At 38.9% G+C, this 18,579-nt stretch carries 16 protein-coding genes; 12 read left to right on the forward strand and 4 right to left on the reverse strand.

The annotated features are described in order from the left end of the window. The first annotated feature begins 13 nt into the window (after nucleotides 1–13). The 10 genes from map (at nucleotide 14) to AB8525_RS02345 (ending at nucleotide 13,128) form a co-directional block, all read left to right on the forward strand. Nucleotides 14–793, forward strand: coding sequence for a type I methionyl aminopeptidase (map, locus tag AB8525_RS02300; RefSeq protein ID WP_369152281.1), 780 nt, complete (start codon nucleotides 14–16; stop codon nucleotides 791–793). 39 nt (nucleotides 794–832) lie between these two features. Then, the gene (locus AB8525_RS02305; RefSeq protein WP_369152284.1) at nucleotides 833–1,426 is read left to right on the forward strand and encodes a DUF502 domain-containing protein; all 594 of its coding nucleotides are present in this window, start codon (nucleotides 833–835) and stop codon (nucleotides 1,424–1,426) included. Between the two features lie 25 nt (nucleotides 1,427–1,451). Beyond that, nucleotides 1,452–3,206, forward strand: a complete 1,755-nt coding sequence (aspS, locus tag AB8525_RS02310) for an aspartate--tRNA ligase (RefSeq protein WP_369153043.1) — start codon at nucleotides 1,452–1,454, stop codon at nucleotides 3,204–3,206. Between the two features lie 41 nt (nucleotides 3,207–3,247). Beyond that, complete coding sequence (locus AB8525_RS02315) at nucleotides 3,248–4,528, forward strand: AAA family ATPase (RefSeq protein ID WP_369178346.1); 1,281 nt, start codon at nucleotides 3,248–3,250, stop codon at nucleotides 4,526–4,528. Further along, entirely contained in the window at nucleotides 4,525–5,067 is a 543-nt protein-coding gene (locus AB8525_RS02320) for a hypothetical protein (RefSeq protein ID WP_369178348.1), read from the forward strand. The genes AB8525_RS02315 and AB8525_RS02320 overlap by 4 nt, the downstream gene beginning before the upstream one ends. 5 nt (nucleotides 5,068–5,072) lie before the next feature. Then, nucleotides 5,073–6,017, forward strand: a complete 945-nt coding sequence (nadA, locus tag AB8525_RS02325) for a quinolinate synthase NadA (RefSeq protein WP_369152290.1) — start codon at nucleotides 5,073–5,075, stop codon at nucleotides 6,015–6,017. 1 nt (nucleotide 6,018) lies between these two features. Beyond that, nucleotides 6,019–6,759: a YebC/PmpR family DNA-binding transcriptional regulator gene (locus tag AB8525_RS02330; protein ID WP_369152292.1), complete on the forward strand. Its 741-nt coding sequence runs from the start codon at nucleotides 6,019–6,021 to the stop codon at nucleotides 6,757–6,759. Between the two features lie 58 nt (nucleotides 6,760–6,817). Further along, nucleotides 6,818–8,320, forward strand: a complete 1,503-nt coding sequence (locus AB8525_RS02335) for a pentapeptide repeat-containing protein (protein WP_369178350.1) — start codon at nucleotides 6,818–6,820, stop codon at nucleotides 8,318–8,320. 29 nt (nucleotides 8,321–8,349) lie between these two features. Further along, a complete protein-coding gene (gene purL, locus AB8525_RS02340) occupies nucleotides 8,350–12,138 on the forward strand; it encodes a phosphoribosylformylglycinamidine synthase (protein ID WP_369178352.1) in 3,789 nt (1,262 codons plus the stop codon). Nucleotides 12,139–12,471: 333 nt separating this feature from the next. After that, nucleotides 12,472–13,128, forward strand: a complete 657-nt coding sequence (locus tag AB8525_RS02345; protein WP_369178354.1) for a M48 family metallopeptidase — start codon at nucleotides 12,472–12,474, stop codon at nucleotides 13,126–13,128. Nucleotides 13,129–13,204: 76 nt separating this feature from the next. Here the strand turns inward: AB8525_RS02345 and grxD are convergent, their stop codons facing one another. Genes grxD through AB8525_RS02360 form a run of 3 tightly spaced genes read right to left on the reverse strand, consistent with a single transcriptional unit; the run spans nucleotide 13,205 to nucleotide 15,126 of the window. After that, entirely contained in the window at nucleotides 13,205–13,534 is a 330-nt protein-coding gene (gene grxD / locus AB8525_RS02350) for a Grx4 family monothiol glutaredoxin (RefSeq protein ID WP_369178356.1), read from the reverse strand. Nucleotides 13,535–13,576: 42 nt separating this feature from the next. Beyond that, the gene (locus tag AB8525_RS02355; protein ID WP_369152302.1) at nucleotides 13,577–14,164 is read right to left on the reverse strand and encodes a class I SAM-dependent methyltransferase; all 588 of its coding nucleotides are present in this window, start codon (nucleotides 14,162–14,164) and stop codon (nucleotides 13,577–13,579) included. Further along, complete coding sequence (locus tag AB8525_RS02360; protein WP_369152304.1) at nucleotides 14,164–15,126, reverse strand: rhodanese-related sulfurtransferase; 963 nt, start codon at nucleotides 15,124–15,126, stop codon at nucleotides 14,164–14,166. Before AB8525_RS02360 ends, AB8525_RS02355 begins: the two co-directional genes overlap by 1 nt. An 82-nt stretch (nucleotides 15,127–15,208) precedes the next feature. On the opposite strand from AB8525_RS02360, the gene dxs reads away from it, so the two are divergent. Next, nucleotides 15,209–17,017, forward strand: coding sequence for a 1-deoxy-D-xylulose-5-phosphate synthase (gene dxs / locus AB8525_RS02365; protein WP_369178358.1), 1,809 nt, complete (start codon nucleotides 15,209–15,211; stop codon nucleotides 17,015–17,017). Then, nucleotides 17,014–17,505, forward strand: a complete 492-nt coding sequence (locus AB8525_RS02370; RefSeq protein ID WP_369152307.1) for a DUF2062 domain-containing protein — start codon at nucleotides 17,014–17,016, stop codon at nucleotides 17,503–17,505. Before dxs ends, AB8525_RS02370 begins: the two co-directional genes overlap by 4 nt. On the opposite strand, the gene ispG is transcribed toward AB8525_RS02370, so the two are convergent. After that, the gene (ispG, locus tag AB8525_RS02375; protein WP_369178359.1) at nucleotides 17,506–18,579 is read right to left on the reverse strand and encodes a flavodoxin-dependent (E)-4-hydroxy-3-methylbut-2-enyl-diphosphate synthase; all 1,074 of its coding nucleotides are present in this window, start codon (nucleotides 18,577–18,579) and stop codon (nucleotides 17,506–17,508) included. It abuts the gene before it with no gap.

The following is an 18,579-nucleotide window of genomic DNA, read 5'->3' on the forward strand; positions in this document are numbered from 1 at the left end:
AAAAATATATTATATGGCAATTGATATTAAATCCTCCGATGAGATAGAAAAAATGCGTGTTGCAGGGCGTTTGGCAGCCAATGTATTAGATATGATTACGCCATTGGTTAAATCTGGCGTTAGCACGGAAGAATTAAATAAAATTTGCCACGATTTTATTGTTAATGAGCAAGGCGCTGTCCCTGCTCCGCTGAATTATCACGGCTTTCCAAAATCCATTTGCACCAGCATTAATAATGTCGTTTGTCACGGTATTCCGAGTGAGAAAAAACTAAAAAAAGGCGATATCGTGAATATTGATATCACCGTCATTAAAGATGGTTATCACGGTGATACTTCCAAAATGTTTATCATTGGTAAATCTAGCGTCAAGGCACAACGCATTTGCCGTATTGCCCAAGAATGCTTATACATCGGCATTGAAAAAGTCAAACCAGGTATTCATCTTGGTGAGATTGGTAAAGCGATTGGTGCGCATGCAATTAAGAACAACTGTTCTATTGTGCGTGATTATTGCGGGCATGGTATTGGGCGTTTGTTTCACACTGAACCACAGGTGGTGCATTATGATGATGGGAATGTGGATGTCAGCCCTATTTTAGAGGCAGGAATGTCGTTTACAATTGAGCCAATGGTGAATTTGGGAAAATGGGAGGTAACAACTTCGCAACTTGATGGCTGGACAGTAACCACTAAAGACCGTTCACTTTCTGCGCAATGGGAGCATACAATTTTAGTTACGAAAAGTGGTTACGAAATCCTGACAATTCGCAATGAAGAAGAAGTCAAATAAGTGCTAAAATAACACCTTTATTATTACCATCTTAACTCCATGAAACGCTTACGAAATTATTTCATCTCTGGGTTACTATTTTGGATACCTTTAGGTCTAAGCATTGTCGTCATTAAATTCTTTTTAGAATTGGTCGATAATCTCATTCCTGAGCAGTATTTACCACAAATTCTACTTGAGTTTAGCCAAAGCATACCAGGCTCTGGCGTAGTTTGGGTGTTGCTGATTATTATGGTGACTGGCGTATTGGTAAGTAATTTTATTGGGCGTAAGTTATTGGAAGTATGGGATAAATTACTGAACAAAATCCCAGGATTTAGAGGGGTTTATAATGCCTTAAAGCAACTTTCAGATACGGTATTTAGCCCTTCTGGTAAGAGTTTCAAAAAAGCATTATTGGTTGAATATCCCCGCAAAGATATGTGGACTATCGCTTTTCAAACAGGTGATTATCATGGTGAGGTTGAAGAGAAAATTGGACAAGAAATTGTTAATATTTATGTACCCACCACGCCTAATCCAACTTCTGGCTTTTTTATTATGCTACCAAAAAAAGACACAGTTGAACTAAATATGAGTGTCGATGACGCATTTAAACTAATTATTTCTACTGGCGTAGTAACGCCGAACTAAACAAAAAAAAAGGAAAAAGAAAATGATGAGAACGCATTATTGTGGAGAGTTAAACAAAAAAAATATTGGTCAAACCGTTGAAATTTGTGGCTGGACAAATCGTCGCCGTGACCATGGTGGTGTAATTTTTTTGGATGTACGCGATAAACGAGGCATTGTGCAAGTGGTTATTAATCCAGATAACAAGAGTTTTGCCTTGGCTGAGACTATTCGCAATGAGTTTGTTTTAAAAATTACTGGTGAAGTGATTGCCAGAGCCGATGACTTAATCAATTCAAAACTTGCCACTGGTGATATTGAGATTGTTGCCAAACAAATTGAGGTTCTTAACACCTCCAAGCCAGTGCCCTTTCAAATTGATGCAGTAGATACTTCAGAAGAAGTGCGTCTTAAGTATCGTTTCCTAGATTTACGCACTAATGTTATGCAGCAAAGGATGCGTTTGCGTTCAAAAGTAACCCATTATATGCGTGAATTTATGGATAGCCATGATTTTTTAGACATTGAAACCCCGTTTTTAACCAAAGCCACGCCTGAAGGTGCAAGAGATTATCTCGTGCCGTCACGCACTTATCCAGGTGAGTTTTTTGCCCTGCCACAATCCCCACAATTATTCAAACAATTGTTAATGATGTCTGGTTTTGAGCGCTATTACCAAATTGTTCGGTGTTTTAGAGATGAAGATTTGCGTGCCGACCGTCAACCAGAATTCACTCAATTGGATGTTGAAACTTCATTTATGAATGAAGACGAAATTATGGCAATGATGGAAGAAATGACCCGTGGATTATTCAAATCAGTAATTGATGTAGATTTGGGGGGTAAATTTCCAAGTATCACTTACGCCGATGCGATGGATAAATATGGCGTTGACCGCCCTGATATGCGTATTCCACTTGAGATTATCGGCATTGATGAATTGCTTGAAAACATTGAATTTAAAGTTTTTGCTGAACCCGCCAAAAACCCAAACTCGCGTGTTGCAGCAATGAAAATTACTGGCGGCAGTAATATCTCACGCAAACAAATCGACAACTACACCAAATTCGTAAGCATTTATGGTGCTAAAGGCTTGGCATATATTAAGATGAATGAAGAAGGTCCTACCTCACCTATCCTAAAATTTCTTGGTGAAGAAGTTACGCAAAACATCATTAATAAAGTCGATGCAAAAACAGGTGATATCATTTTCTTTGGTGCCGATAAAATCAAAATCGTTAACGAGGCATTAGGTAACTTGCGTGAGAAAATCGCTAAAGATTTGGATTTATATACCTGCAAATGGGCACCAATTTGGGTGGTTGATTTTCCAATGTTTGACGAAAACGATGATGGTTCCTTAAGCGCTATCCACCACCCTTTCACCGCACCAAGCGTTGATGCAGAAACCTTAGAAAACACCGCAGCTACTGCCCTATCTCGTGCTTACGATTTGGTCATTAATGGCAGTGAAGTTGGTGGTGGCTCCATCCGTATCCATCAAGTAAAAATGCAGCAAACCGTGTTAAAACTCTTAGGAATTTCTGACGAAGAAGCCCAAGATAAATTTGGCTTCCTGCTCGATGCCTTAGAATACGGCTGTCCACCCCACGGTGGCATGGCATTCGGCTTAGACCGCTTAGTCATGATTATGACAGGCAGCGATTCCATCCGTGATGTCATCGCCTTCCCCAAAACCCAAACTGCTGCGTGTTTATTAACCGGCGCCCCTGCCAGCGTGCCGAATAAAGTATTAAGAGAGTTGAGTGTCAAGGTCAGTTTGCCTGAAAAAGAAGGGTAAATAATTTTCAATATAAGAGTGAAACGCTTAAAATAGAAAAAATGGAATTAACAATAAAAAACATCGGCATTATTAAAGAAGCGGATATTAAGTTATCGGGTTTAACAGTAATCGCAGGTGAAAATGACAGTGGGAAAAGCACTGTTGGTAAATTGATGTTTTCTATTATTAAGGCAATTAGCAAATACAAAGACGAGCTAGAAGAAGGCAAAGAATATAAAATTTTAAAAACTGTTGAGCGTATCTATTTTTACAATAGACAACATTTTTTTGATGTATCAGAATTTAAAGAACTTTTTCACCCTAGGCATTTTGCAAATGAAATTAATCAACATGGTGTTAAGGCAATTACTAGTAGAGTAGAGTTTTTGGAGGAACACAAAATATCTAACGATAGAACTCATTCTCTTTTTCAAATTCTAGAAAAAACAATCACAGAAAATGAAAATGAAAATATAGCCAAAATAAAGGCGTTTACCAAAGTAATCAATTCTGAATTTTCAGGAATAATTACCAACCAAAATATAAAAAAAGATGTTTATGTAAACATTGCAGAATCCGAAGAAGCCATATTGGCTATCAAAGTTAAATACGAAGAATCTGAGGAAGGTGCGCTGTATCATTTTGATCAACAAGATGAATTATATTTTAACGACAGCACCCTCATTGAAACGCCGATGCTTTTAAATTTTCATGAGTCAATTAGAGAATCTAAAACCGCCTTTGAGCCAAGAACTACACACAATCGACACCTTGGTAGAGCGAAAATCGCCTTTCATATAAAAGATTTAGAGATGAAACTCAGAGATTCGGCTAATAATGATTATTTTTACAAGCCAAACGATGTATATCAAAAAGCCAAAAATACCATTAAAGGAACAATTAAATACAGACCTCAAAGCAACGACTTTTTTTACTTTAAGGACAATGGACAAGAGCACAGAATGATAAATGTGGCGAGCGGTATCAAAACATTTGGTATGTTACAAATGTTGTTAGTAGGAGAGTTTATCAATGAAAGGTCGTTAATTATCCTAGACGAACCTGAAGTGCATTTACATCCAAACTGGCAATTAAAATTCTCAGAACTGGTTACCTTACTGGTTAAAAATGGTGCTAATATTCTCGTTACAACACATAGCCCGTATATGGTGGAAGCATTAGAAAGATATAGCGAAAAATATAAAACAGAAGCAAACTTTTATTTAGCCAAGGAGGGGGTTATTAAATCAGAAAATAACAACAAAACCTTGTCAGAAATTTTTACAAAACTCTCGCAACCTTTTGATGTTTTTCGTGAAATGGATGCCGATAAGTTGTGAACGAATTAGAATCCAAATTCAATGCAAAATATTCACGCTGTTTATCAAATTTTAAAACCATGAGTATTGACACAAGCCAACCAAACAAACTTCCTTTATGTTCTGATACTCACTATAAATCTTATAACTTTGATAAGATTGTTAAAGAAGAATACCCTGACAAGCATCCGGCATCGCCTGATACGCTGATTATAAAAAACAACAAAGTGTATTGCGTTGAATTCAAAAATTTAACCAAGATAAAAGTCAACAAATATAAAAAAAACCTTCAAGAAAAACTTCAGCAAGGCACGGAAGTCTTGTTAAAAATTTTAGATGATTTGTCAATAAAACCTAAAAATCTTAAATTTATATTTTGCGTCGTTTACAAAGAAAATAAAAATAAATATACTTACGCAAGCGATATAGAAAACAAAGTTTCTCATTTTGGTTTAAAAGATGCCGATAAATATGATTTTTATCAGCATATTTACACTCAACCTGTTACTTTTTTCAGACAACAATTTATAGACAAAATAGATAAAAATCTACCTTGTTAACCAAAATGATTAAACAAATCAAACAACTCTTAAAACAAAAAAATGCTGTTCTAGTAGCACACTACTATGTGAGTGGTGAGTTGCAAACCTTAGCAGAAGAAACAGGTGGATTGGTTTCTGACAGTTTAGAGATGGCACGATTTGGGCAAAACTGCGATGCGGATACAATTATCGTTGCAGGGGTTAAATTTATGGGCGAAACTGCTAAAATCCTCTCCCCTGAAAAAACTGTTTTAGTGCTTGATAATAATGCTACTTGCTCACTCGATGAAGAGTGTCCCATTGAGGAATTTTCCAAATTTTGCGACCAGCATCCTGATAGAAAAATCGTGGTTTACGCCAATACTTCGGCTGCTGTCAAAGCGCGTGCTGATTGGGTAGTTACTTCGGGCAGTGCACTCAAAGTCGTCAAACACTTACACGAACAAGGTGAAAAAATCCTTTGGGCACCTGATAAACACTTGGGGCATTATGTACAAAATGAAACCGATGCGGATATGCTACTTTGGCAAGGTGCTTGCGTAGTGCATGAAGCATTTAAGGCGGACGGCTTGGCGGCACTTAAAGTCAAACACCCTGAGGCTTGCGTCTTAGTGCATCCAGAATCCCCGCAAGCGGTGGTGGATTTGGCTGATGTAGTTGGCTCAACCACTGCGTTAATTAATGCCGTTAAAAACAGAGACGAACAAACTTTTATTGTGGCAACGGACAATGGTATTTTTCATAAAATGCACGAAGTAGCACCAAATAAAACACTGATTGAAGCACCTACCATGGGGGAAGGAGCAGACTGTGAATCTTGTGCGCATTGCGAGTGGATGGCAATGAACAGTTTAGAAAAATTATTAAGTGTTTTGCAAACAGGTGAAAACGAGATTAAAATTGACAAAAATATCACCCAACAAGCACAATATTCAATACAAAAATTACTAGATTTCACGGAGAAATAAAATGGCAGGACATAGCAAATGGCACAATATTCAACATCGCAAAGGCGCACAAGATGCCAAACGGGGGAAAATTTTCACCAAACTCATTAAAGAAATCGTAATTGCCGCCAAACATGGTGGTGGTGTGATTGAAAATAATCCATCACTTAGAATGGTTATTGACAAGGCTTTGGCAGCGAATATGAAACGCGATACCATTGAAAATGCGGTCAAACGAGGCTCTGGAGACCTTGATGGCGAAAATTATGATGAAGTGCGTTATGAAGGTTATGGCTTGGGTGGCACTGCGGTGATGGTGGATACCCTAACCGACAATCGCAATCGCACCGTTGCTGATGTGCGACACGCCTTTACCAAGCACGGGGGCAATCTCGGTACAGATGGCTCAGTCTCTTACCTATTTACTAAACAAGGTTTTATCAGTTTTGAATCTGGCGACGAAGACACTATTATGGAAGCCGCACTGGATGCTGGTGCTGAAGATGTGGTTAGCAATGATGACGGCTCAATTGATGTCATTACCACGCCCGAAAATTTCTTCACCGTCAAAGATGCACTCAGTGCTGCAGGACTCGAAGCAACACATTCTGAAGTAACGATGGAACCTGCCAACCGCATTGAACTCAATCTCGGTGATGCCGAAAAGTTTATGCGACTCATTGACCGTTTAGAGGATTTGGACGATACGCAAGAAGTCTATCATAATGCTGATATTTCTGACGAGGTAATGGCACAACTCTAAAGCAGTTTGTGTAATATGAGACCTTTGCATAAATATAAAGTGAGACCTTTGCATAAATATGAATAATCATCAAAACGCCATCTTTCATCAAATTACAAACTTTTTAAAAACACCCTTAGCCCTGCTAGGAGTGGATTTAAAAAATTTCCAATTTAATAAAATCTGTCATTTTGCTAATCATCCCTATTTATGCAAAGGTCTCAAAGTTAATGTTCAAATGAAAAAATTATTTTCTAAACTTGAAAGTTGGCTACAAGATATTGCCCTAGAAATCAAACTAAAAAACCTTAAACAGGCAATCAAAAATCACATCAAGCGCTACTATCGTAGTTACCACATTCCTTTTTATATAATTGCGCTGTTACTTGTCTATAGTATTTATCTTTTCATTCCTGATTTCTACTGTTGGATGCTTAAGATACTTGATTTAGACAAAAAAATAAAACCAAGTGATATTGGTGCAGGCTTCATTGCAATTATTGGTTTGATTTTATTTTTTCGAAGACTAAGAGAACAAGCAAAACAAACTGAAAATCAAAAACAACAAATCAAGCTACAAATTGACCAGCGAATAGATGAACGCTTTAATTCAGGCGTGAGTTTACTCGGTTCAAGCGAAACCTCAGCACGCACAGGGGCGATCTATGCCCTGTATGAATTGGCAAAAGAGGAGGGGAAATACCGCAAACAAATTGCACAAATTCTATGCTCACATATTCGCTCGAAAACCAATGAAGATAAATATAAAAACGAACATAAGAAACGCCCATCAAATGAAATACAAACCACTATCGATCTTTTGTTTAGAGAAGATGGCTTGTATGCACAAGATTTTGCAAAGGAAGAAGGTTTTCCTAAGGTTAATTTATCTTTTGCTTATTTGGTTGGGGCAAATTTCACAAAAGCACAATGCCAAGGGGCAATTTTTAGGCAAGCACAATGCCAAGGGGTAAATTTTTATAGAACACAATGCCAAAGGGCAAATTTCACAGAAGCACGATGCCAAGGGGCAATTTTTAGGCAAGCACAATGCCAAGGGGCAATTTTTAGGCAAGCACAATGCCAAGGGGCAAATTTTCGGGGGGCACAATGCCAAAAGGCATTTTTTTTGGAAACACAATGCCAAGGGGCAGATTTTTTGGTAGCACAATGTCAAGAGGCATTTTTTTTGGAAACACAATGCCAAGGGGTAAATTTTTATAGAACACAATGCCAAAGGGCAGATTTTTCGAATGCAGCTTTTCAAGGTGCCTATGCTGAACATGCAAGTAACGATGTAAGTACCCCATTCAAGCAGAGAGTTGGTAAACAAACAGAGTTAGAAACTATGTTGTTAGAAGGTGAGATAGCCCAAAATACAATCAAAACAATTGAAGATAATAAGCCTTATATGGATGACGATTTGTATAAAAATATGCAAGCAATTATTGACGAAAACAAAGGGAAAGACATCAAGTATGGTGTGCCAGGAGGTTGCATAACTGGTGTATTAGAAGACAATGAAGAAACTCAAGCAATTATTGCCGAGATTAAAAAATTTAGCAGAATTGCAAACAACTAAAAAAATAACAGAATTACTATTAACTCATTATGATAACACTATTTAAAAATATCCAAGCATTAAGCGCCTTTAAACAAGATGCACTTAATAAAAAATTATCGCACCTAGGCGTGCAAATTACAGGCACAGAATTTATCCATTTTTCAGATTGTGAAAGTGAATTAAAAGAGGATGAAACAACAACGCTAAAAAATCTTTTGAGTTATGAGGCGTCGGTTGAATTAAGTGGTGAGCAGATTGTTATCATTCCACGCCTTGGCACAATTTCACCGTGGTCATCAAAAGCCAGTGATATTTTGCATCTTTGTGGTTTGAAAAAAGTGAAGCGTATTGAGCGAGGTGTGATTTATCGTTTTGATAAGCAGATAACGGATAAAAAAGCAGTTCTGTCGGTGATTATGGATAAGATGACGGAATCTGAGTTGTTGTCTATTGAGGAAGCGCACAGTATGTTTGACGATTTTGAGCCGCAGCCTTTTGAGTGTGTTGATATTTTAGCCAATGGCAAGTCTGCGTTAGAGCGTGCTAATACCACATTAGGCTTGGCACTTTCTAGTGGGGAGATGGATTACTTGGTTGATAACTTTACAAAATTACAGCGCAATCCAACCGATGTGGAACTGATGATGTTTGCACAGGCAAATTCTGAGCATTGCCGGCATAAGATTTTTAATGCTGATTGGACGATTGATGGCGAAGCACAAGCGAAAAGTTTGTTTGCGATGATTCGTAATACTTACCACCAGCATCCTGAGGGTTTATTGAGTGTTTATTCGGATAATTCTGCGGTAATGGCGGGTTATAAAGGTGGTCGTTTTTATGCAGATGAAAATGGCAAATATGTGAATTCAATCGAACATCGGGCAATTTTGATGAAAGTTGAAACCCATAATCACCCGACTGCAATTGCCCCACATCCTGGAGCGGCGACGGGTTCTGGTGGTGAAATTCGTGATGAAGGGGCAACGGGCAAAGGCTCTAAACCTAAAGTGGGCTTGTGTGGGTTTAGTGTTTCTAATTTGAAAATTAATGATGCAACACAGCCTTGGGAAATTGACAATGGCAAACCGAGTCAAATTCAATCAGCTTTGAATATTATGATTGAAGGTCCGATTGGTGCGGCAAGTTTTAATAACGAATTTGGTCGTCCGAATATCTTGGGTTATTTCCGAACTTACGAACAAGCAATGCCTGATGGCGATGTGCGTGGCTATCATAAGCCAATTATGTTGGCAGGTGGCTTGGGGCATATTCAAGAGCAGCATATTGAAAAGGGCATCATTCCAGTCGGTAGCAAAATCATCGTGCTTGGTGGCCCTGCGATGCTTATTGGCTTGGGTGGTGGCGCGGCATCTAGCATTAAAAGTGGCGAGCAGAGTGAGGATTTGGATTTTGCCTCAGTGCAACGAGCTAATCCAGAAATGGAACGCCGTGCACAAGAAGTCATCGACCGTTGTGCCAATATGGGAAAGGATAATCCGATTATTTCTATTCATGATATTGGTGCGGGTGGTTTGTCAAATGGCTTACCTGAATTGGTCAATGATTCGGGTAAGGGAGGTAAATTTAAACTGCGAAATATCCCAAATGATGACAAAAAAATGTCGCCATTAGAAGTATGGTGCAACGAATCACAAGAGCGTTATGTTTTGGCAATTGCCGATGAAAGCCTTAAATTATTTAGTGATATTTGTCAGCGAGAACGCACACCATTTGCCGTGTTAGGTGAATCTACCAAAGAACAGGAGCTCATTCTTAGCGATTCATTATTTGAAAATAACCCAATTGAAATGCCAATGGCTGTGCTACTTGGCAACCCACCAAAAACATCAATTAATGCCATCACCCAACCTGTCAAACTCAACCCCCTGGACACAAAGTCGATTAAACTTAACGATGCGATTGCAAGGATTTTGCAGCTGCCAAGCGTTGCTAGCAAAAACTTTTTAATCACCATCGGTGATAGAAGTGTGACGGGTATGGTCGCCCGTGATCAATTCGTAGGCCCATGGCAAGTGCCAGTGGCAGATTGTGCGATTTCTATTTCAGATTACACAGGTTATAAGGGCGAAATTATGTCATTGGGTGAACGGGCACCATTGGCGTTATGTGATGCAAATGCCGCAGCAAGAATGACGATTGGTGAGGCTTTGACGAATATGTTGGGCGGTTATGTGGAAGATATTCACCACATCAGTTTGAGTGCAAATTGGATGAGTGCTAGTGGGCACAAAGGTGAAGATAGCAAATTATTTGCAGCAGTCCGAGCAGTTGGAATGGATTTGTGTCCAGAACTCGGTTTAACCGTGCCAGTCGGCAAAGATTCGATGAGTATGAAGAGTACTTGGGTGGAAAATGGTAAAGATAAATCTGTTACCTCACCTCTCTCTCTCATTATTACCGCATTTTCTAAAACTCCCGATGTCAGGGCACAAATCACTCCATTATTAGACACCTCTTTTGAGAGTGAATTGCTGTTAATTGACTTAGGAAAAAATCAAAATCGCATGGGTGGATCGTGCTTGGCACAAGTTTATAACCAAATTGGTGCTATCACACCCAATATGGATGACTCAGCCATATTTAAAGCCTTTTTTACTGTCATAAATCAACTCAATAAAGATGGTTTAATCGCCGCCTATCACGATCGCAGTGATGGCGGTGCAATCACCAGTTTATTAGAAATGGCATTTACTTCTCATTGTGGTTTAGACATTGTTGAAGAGGATATCGACACACTCTTTAACGAAGAATTAGGTTGCATTATTCAAGTAAGCAACACCAACAAAGACGCAGTAACAAACGCCTTATCTAAAGCGGGTTTGTCAGACTACACACGCACGATTGCCACACTGAATACCGCAGATACTATCAACATTGGTGATTACAGCGAAAAACGCACAACTTTACAACAACTATGGAGTAAAACTTCCTACGAAATTGCCAAACTCAGAGATAACCCTGAATGTGCTAAGCAAGAATTTGATTTAGTTTCCGAAGATACAGCAGGCCTACAAACCAAACTCACTTTTGATATTAACCAAGCACCAAATATTCTCACCCATCGCCCTAAAGTAGCTATTTTGCGAGAGCAAGGCGTCAACGGGCAAATTGAAATGGCAGTGGCATTTGATAAAGCGGGTTTTGAAGCGGTTGATGTTCATATGAGTGATATTCTATCGGGTCGCTTATCATTGAACGAATTTAAAGGCTTAGTCGCTTGTGGCGGCTTTTCCTATGGCGATGTTCTCGGCGCAGGTCGTGGCTGGGCAAGTTCCATTCTTCACAATCCTCGTGCCAAAAACGAATTTGAAACCTTTTTTAATCGCAATGACAGTTTTTCTTTGGGCGTTTGCAACGGCTGCCAAATGATGTCAAATCTAACCGACATTATCCCAGGTTCACAAAATTGGCCAAGTTTCAATCGCAATATTTCCGAACAATTTGAAGCGCGTTTTTCTTCAGTTAAAATCGGAAAATCTAACTCCCTATTCCTACAAGATATGGCAGGCTCGGTAATGCCGATTGCCATTGCTCATGGTGAAGGTCGCGCCCTTTTTACAAACAATCAAACCAATAATATCGCCTTACAGTATGTCGATCACAATGCCTACCCAACCCAAACCTACCCCCACAACCCAAACGGTTCTGATAACGCAGTAGCAGGCATAACTAACGACTCTGGCAGAATAACCATAATGATGCCTCACCCAGAACGCGTCATTCGAACCGTACAAAACTCCCACCACCCAAGAGATTGGAATGAACGCAGTCCGTGGATGAAAATGTTTGAAAATGCTAGGGGTTGGGTTGGTTAAATACTAACATTTGAATCAATAATGGGTAACTGAAATAATTAGCCAGGTGTTTTATAACTAAAAATTATTGTCTTTAAGGAGAATGATAGCATTCCTATTCTATTAGAGACCTTTGCATAAATATGAATAATCATCAAAACGCCATCTTTCATCAAATTACAAACTTTTTAAAACACCCTTAGCCCTGCTAGGAGTGGATTTAAAAAATTTCCAATTTAATAAAATCTGTCATTTTGCTAATCATCCCTATTTATGCAAAGGTCTCTATTTATTAAAAAGTGCCTATAATATCATGCGAAAATATACGAAATAGCAAAAAAAACCAAGGTCTAAATGATAAATTATCAACTAATTCGCTCTAAACGCAAGACGCTTTCTCTACAAATTGATAAACAGGCATGTTTGCTCGTTCGTGCTCCGATGCGTTTGAGTGTGAGGAGAATTGAGCATTTTATCAACGAGAAACAGAACTGGATTCAGAAGAAACAGGCGGAGATAGAAAGTAAAATTCCACCCAAACAGGATTATGCAAGTGGTAATCAATATTTGTTTTTGGGTGAGTGGTATCCTTTGTTGCACATTGAATCAGGTAATCCTCTTAATTTTGATGGGCAATCTTTTCAACTCAACATTCAACATAAAGGCAATAAAGCTTTTCATTGGTTTTACAAGAAAGAATTTATCAAGACTGCTATACCCTTACTTGAGCAATTTGCCGAAAAACACGGTTTGAACTATAAAGAAGTGCGTTTTAAAGCGCAAAAAAGTCGTTGGGGCTCTTGTAGTGCCAGCAATAATATTAACCTTAATTACCTTTTAATAATGGCACCGATATCGGTGATTGAGATGGTAATTGCCCATGAATTGGCACATACAGTGCATAAAAATCACTCCAAGGTTTTTTATGAATTACTAACAACAATGATGCCTGAACATAAACAAGCGGATGTTTGGCTTAAACAGCACAGTCGACTGCTGCACAATTTGTAGTAGTTTCAAAAAAAATAACACTAAAAAGTGCTGGTAATTGTTTGTTTTAGCCTGCTTAAAAAATCAAGGGTGTTTATTATTTGTTGTTAAATTTCTCGGTTGCATTTTCCATTTCGCCTTTAAGTGTACCCATTTCAGCCATTTCAACGATAATATCACCACCACCAACAAGTTCGCTGTTCATATAAATTTGTGGGAAAGTTGGCCAGTCGGCAAAAGCAGGTAGGTTTTGCATAACTTCTTGGTCGTCAAAAATATTAACATATGAAAACTCAACGCCAGTTGAAGCGAGTGTTTGTGAGGCGGTGGAGGAAAAGCCACATTGTGGGAACTGTGGCGTGCCTTTCATGTATAAAACGATTGGTGCGCTATCAACTTGTTTTTGAATTTTTTGCATTATGTCCATGGTATTATTCCTTTAAGTATGTAATTATAATAACCGAGTATTTTACTTGGTTGCTTGGGAAATTGTGTACTTTTGTCCTTGCTTTATTTTTTTGTAGTTGCCGAAAACAGAATTAAAGTTGTCTTTAACAAAATGTCGCAAGCCATTGATAGTAACAAAGGTAATCTTGCCGCCTGGTTTGAGTGCATCGTAGGCATCATAAAGAATAATACTGAGCTGTTCTCTACCGACTTTGGCAGGGACATTGGAAATAACTTGGTCGAAATAATTATCTTTATTGACACTTGAAAATGCGTCCGATAAATAAGCTTCGGCATTACTAAGATGATTGCGTTTGGCGTTGATATTTGACAGTTCAACGGCAACAAAATCTTTATCTACCATCTGCACCTCCCCTTTTGGACAGGATTTGGCAACAGCTAAGCCGATTGGACCATAACCACAGCCTAAATCTAAACATTTGTCTGTTTCGTTGATTTTGAGATATTTCATTAACAATGCCGTACCGTCATCAATCGCACGAGGGGAGAATACACCCCAGCGGGTTTTGAGTGTTAAATCATGCCCTAATAAGTTGGCTTGAATGGTTAAATCTTGTTTGAGTTTGGGAATGTCATTTCTAAAAAACATTATTTTTGCTCTGCTTTTTTGGCTTTTTTCTTAACTTTGGCGTTAATAACTTGTGCAGCATTGTCGCCGATATGTTCTTCGCCACGGATTTTTGCCAGTTCAATTTGGTGTTGCCTTTCTTTATAACGGTTGATTTGCGACTCAGAACGAGTGCCGTGACAACGAGGACAAGAAACTCCTTTTTCATAATGTAGATGCTGTTTGTCGACATCGGTAATCGGATAACGGCAAGCGTGGCATTGGTCGTATTGCCCTTGTGCCAAATTGTGCTTAACGGCAACGCGTTCGTCGAACACAAAGCACTCGCCATCCCAAAGACTGTCTGCTTCATCGACTGTTTCTAAATATTTTAAAATACCGCCTTGTAAGTGATAGACAGATTTAAAACCCTGTAATTTCAAATAAGCAGTAGATTTTTCACAACGAATACCGCCTGTACAAAACATCGCTACTTTTTTGTCACGATATTGTTCAAGATTTTTTTTGGTGTAGGTCGGAAATTCTCTAAAAGTTTCCGTATTAGGATTGATTGCCCCTTGAAAACTGCCAATACCATATTCGTAATCATTGCGGGTATCAATCAGAACAACATCTGGGTCACTAATCAGTGCATTCCAATCTTGTGGTTTAACATAAGTACCTACCGAGGACAGTGGGTCAATGTTTGCCACGCCTAGAGTGACAATCTCCTTTTTTAGTTTAACTTTTAGGCGTTTAAATGGTAGTTTTTCACTTTGAGAAAACTTGATTTCTAGGTGATTAAAACGCCCATCATCTGCTAAAAATTGCACCAATTTATCAATCGATTGTTGTGTACCTGCCACCGTACCATTCAGCCCTTCTAATGCCAAAAGAATGGTGCCTTTAATGTCTAAATTCAGCAATAACGCACGCAAAAGAGGTTGAAACTCTTCAAAATCATCAAGACGAACAAATTGATATAAAGCACAGACGGTGAACATAAAGATTATTTACAATAAAAGCGTTTATTTTACAATAAGGTGTCGGCGTATAATACATACCTTTAAAACACTTTATTAATGCGTGCTTGATTCAGTTAATTATCCAAAAGATATTAAACAACTTGATTTAACTCAGTTGCAATCTTTGGCGGATGAAATTCGTGCATTTTTAATTAATACGGTGCAAAAAACAGGTGGGCATCTTGCGCCTAATCTTGGTACGGTTGAAATGTCAATTGCTCTTCATTATGTATTTGATACACCAAAAGACAGCTTTGTATTTGATGTAGGGCATCAGGCTTATACCCATAAAATACTCACTGGGCGTAAAGATAAAATGGATACACTGCGTCAAAAAGAGGGTATCTCTGGCTTTACTAAACGCTCAGAAAGTGTACATGACAGTTTTGGTGCTGGGCATTCTTCTACTTCTATCAGTGCGGCACTCGGCATTGCGATTGGCAATGGTATTAATAATAATGGACACAAATCCATTGCTATAATTGGCGATGGCGCACTAACGGGTGGAATGTCGTTTGAAGCGCTAAATCACGCAGGGGATAGTGATGCAGATTTGTTGATTATTTTGAATGACAACGACATGAGTATCTCTAAAAATGTCGGTGCAATGAGCAAATACCTCACCAAACTCATCTCTGGCAAGGTATATTCAACGATGCGGAATAAGTCACTGAATATTTTGGACAAAATGCCGAGAATGCGTGAATTTGCTAAGCGCTCAGAAGAACATTTAAAAGGCATGGTATTACCGAGTACTTTATTTGAAGAATTGGGATTGGATTATTATGGTCCGATTGATGGGCACGATTTACCCACACTAATTAAGACGCTACAAAATTTAAAGGCTCAAAATAAGCCAAGATTATTACACATCATTACTAAAAAAGGCTACGGTTTAAATAGTGCAGAAAATGACCCGTGTAAATTCCACGGCATTGCCCCTGCTACTGATGGTGTTAATAATACTGTTACATTGGACAGTTATAGTGCTGTGTTTGGTCGTTGGTTGGTTAATGTGGCGGCTGAAAATAAGAAATTGATCGCCATTACGCCAGCGATGTGTACTGGCTCTGGAATGAGTGAGTTCGAGCAAAAATTTCCCAAGCAATATTTTGATGTGGGCATTGCCGAGCAACACGCTATTACTTTTGCAGGGGGGTTGGCAACGCAAGGACTAAAACCTGTGGTGGCCATTTATTCCACTTTTTTACAACGAGGTTACGACCAACTTATTCATGACATTGCTTTGCAAAATTTGAATGTTATTTTTGCCATTGACCGTGCAGGTTTGGTAGGTGCTGATGGGGCTACTCATGCAGGGTGTTTTGATTTGAGTTTTTTACGCTGCATTCCTAATCTTACCGTTATGATACCTAGCAATGGTTTTGAGATGTTCCGAATGTTCAATACTGCTCTAAAAATGGATTCACCTGTGTGTATTCGCTATCCACGAGGCTCGGCAAATATTGAACATTATGAAACACAAGATACCGTTGAGGTTGGCAAGGCAAATATTTTATTAGAAGGCAGTAAAACTGCTATTTTTGCGTATGGTAATTTTGTTAAAATTGCCTTAGAAGCAGGTAAAGAACTTGGTGCAACTGTGATTGATATGCGTTTTATTAAACCTTTAGATGAAGCACTGATTAGCAAAATAGCACACACACATCAACAATTGATTTCTATTGAAGACAATGCCATCTCGGGTGGAGGAGGTAGTGCAATTAGTGAATATTTACACCAACAAAAAATCAACACCCCGTTACAAATTTTAGGCTTGACAGATGATTTCACTGAACAAGGCTCACAAGAAGAACTTTATCAACAATATGGGTTAACCGCTAAAAACATCATTAATGTTGCGTTATGAAAAAACTATTCAAACACTACACTCCCAGCCCTAACGAACTCAAAAACCACAAATATCTTGGCTGGTTAGGCAAACATCTACACGCTTCAAGCCTGTGGAATTTCAATAGAAAATCCGCTGCCAAAGCTTTTGCTGTTGGCTTATTTTGTGCCTTTGTGCCCGTGCCCTTCCAAATGCTATTAGCCGCACCTGCTGCTGTCATATTCAATGCTAATTTACCATTATCTATTGCCCTAGTTTGGATTACCAACCCACTCACCATGCCACCGATTTTTTATGCCTGTTATAAACTCGGTGCGTGGGTTTTAGGCGTTGGCATTGAGCAAGATTTTGTAATGTCGCTTGAGTATGCATGGCAGGTATTTGACACAATTTGGCAACCATTTTTATTGGGCTGCTTGATTGTTTCCGTTACTAGTTCGGTGTCAGGTTATTTTGTTATTCAATTTATTTATCGTTACAAAGCCTACAAAAGAGCAAATAGATAATCAGCCTTTTAATTGACTGCGGATTTGTGCTTCAAGCGTATCTACTAAACTTTCATTGCTTACTTTGGAATGCGTGAGTCCGTTGATATACATCAGATTAGGCTCGCCACCTGTGAGTCCAACCGATACCGCTTTCGCTTCTCCTGGTCCGTTTACCACGCAACCGATGACAGCTGCATCAATTGGTTCGTTAATATCTTCTAAACGGGCTTCCAATTCATTGACCACTTTAATCACATCAAATTTTTGACGAGAACATGATGGGCAGGCGATTAAATTAACACCTTTTTGTCGCAACCCCAATGATTTTAGAATGTCAAAACCGACTTTGATTTCATCTACAGGGTTAGAAGCCAAAGAAACACGAATAGTATCGCCAATGCCTTCTGCAAGCAATAAACCCAAGCCCACTGATGACTTCACCGAACCCGCTCTGAATGAGCCTGCTTCAGTAATACCAAGATGCAATGGATTGTCAATTTGTGTTGCCAGTTGTTTGTAGGCAAATACTGTCATAAACACTTCAGAGGCTTTGAGTGAAATTTTATAATTATCAAAACTCAATCTATCCAAAATATCAATATGTCTGAACGCAGATTCCACCATAGCTTCGGGCGTGGGTTCAGTGTATTTCTTTTGCAGGTCTTTTTCTAATGAGCCTGCATTGACACCGATACGAATGGGAATGTTATGATCCAGAGCGGATGCCACTACTTCTCGAACTCTGTCTTCGCGTCCGATATTGCCTGGATTAATACGCAGACAATCTGCTCCATATTCTGCCACTTTAAGAGCAATTTTATAATCAAAATGAATGTCGGCAATCAAAGGGACGCTGGTTTTTTGCTTAATGATTTTAAAAGCTTCTGCCGCTGCCATCGTCGGTACAGAAACACGCACTAAATCTGCACCTGAATTTTGCAGTTCTTTGATTTGTGCAACTGTTGCTGAAATATCATTGGTATTGGTGTTTGTCATGCTTTGCACGGCAATCGGTGCATCGCCACCAATAGCCACATCACCAACAAAAATTTTCTTGGATTTTCTTCTGGTGATTGTATGTACTGGCTTCAT

The organism is Candidatus Thiodubiliella endoseptemdiera, from assembly GCF_964212635.1.
GTDB classification, from domain to species: Bacteria; Pseudomonadota; Gammaproteobacteria; order PS1; family Pseudothioglobaceae; genus Thiodubiliella; species Thiodubiliella endoseptemdiera.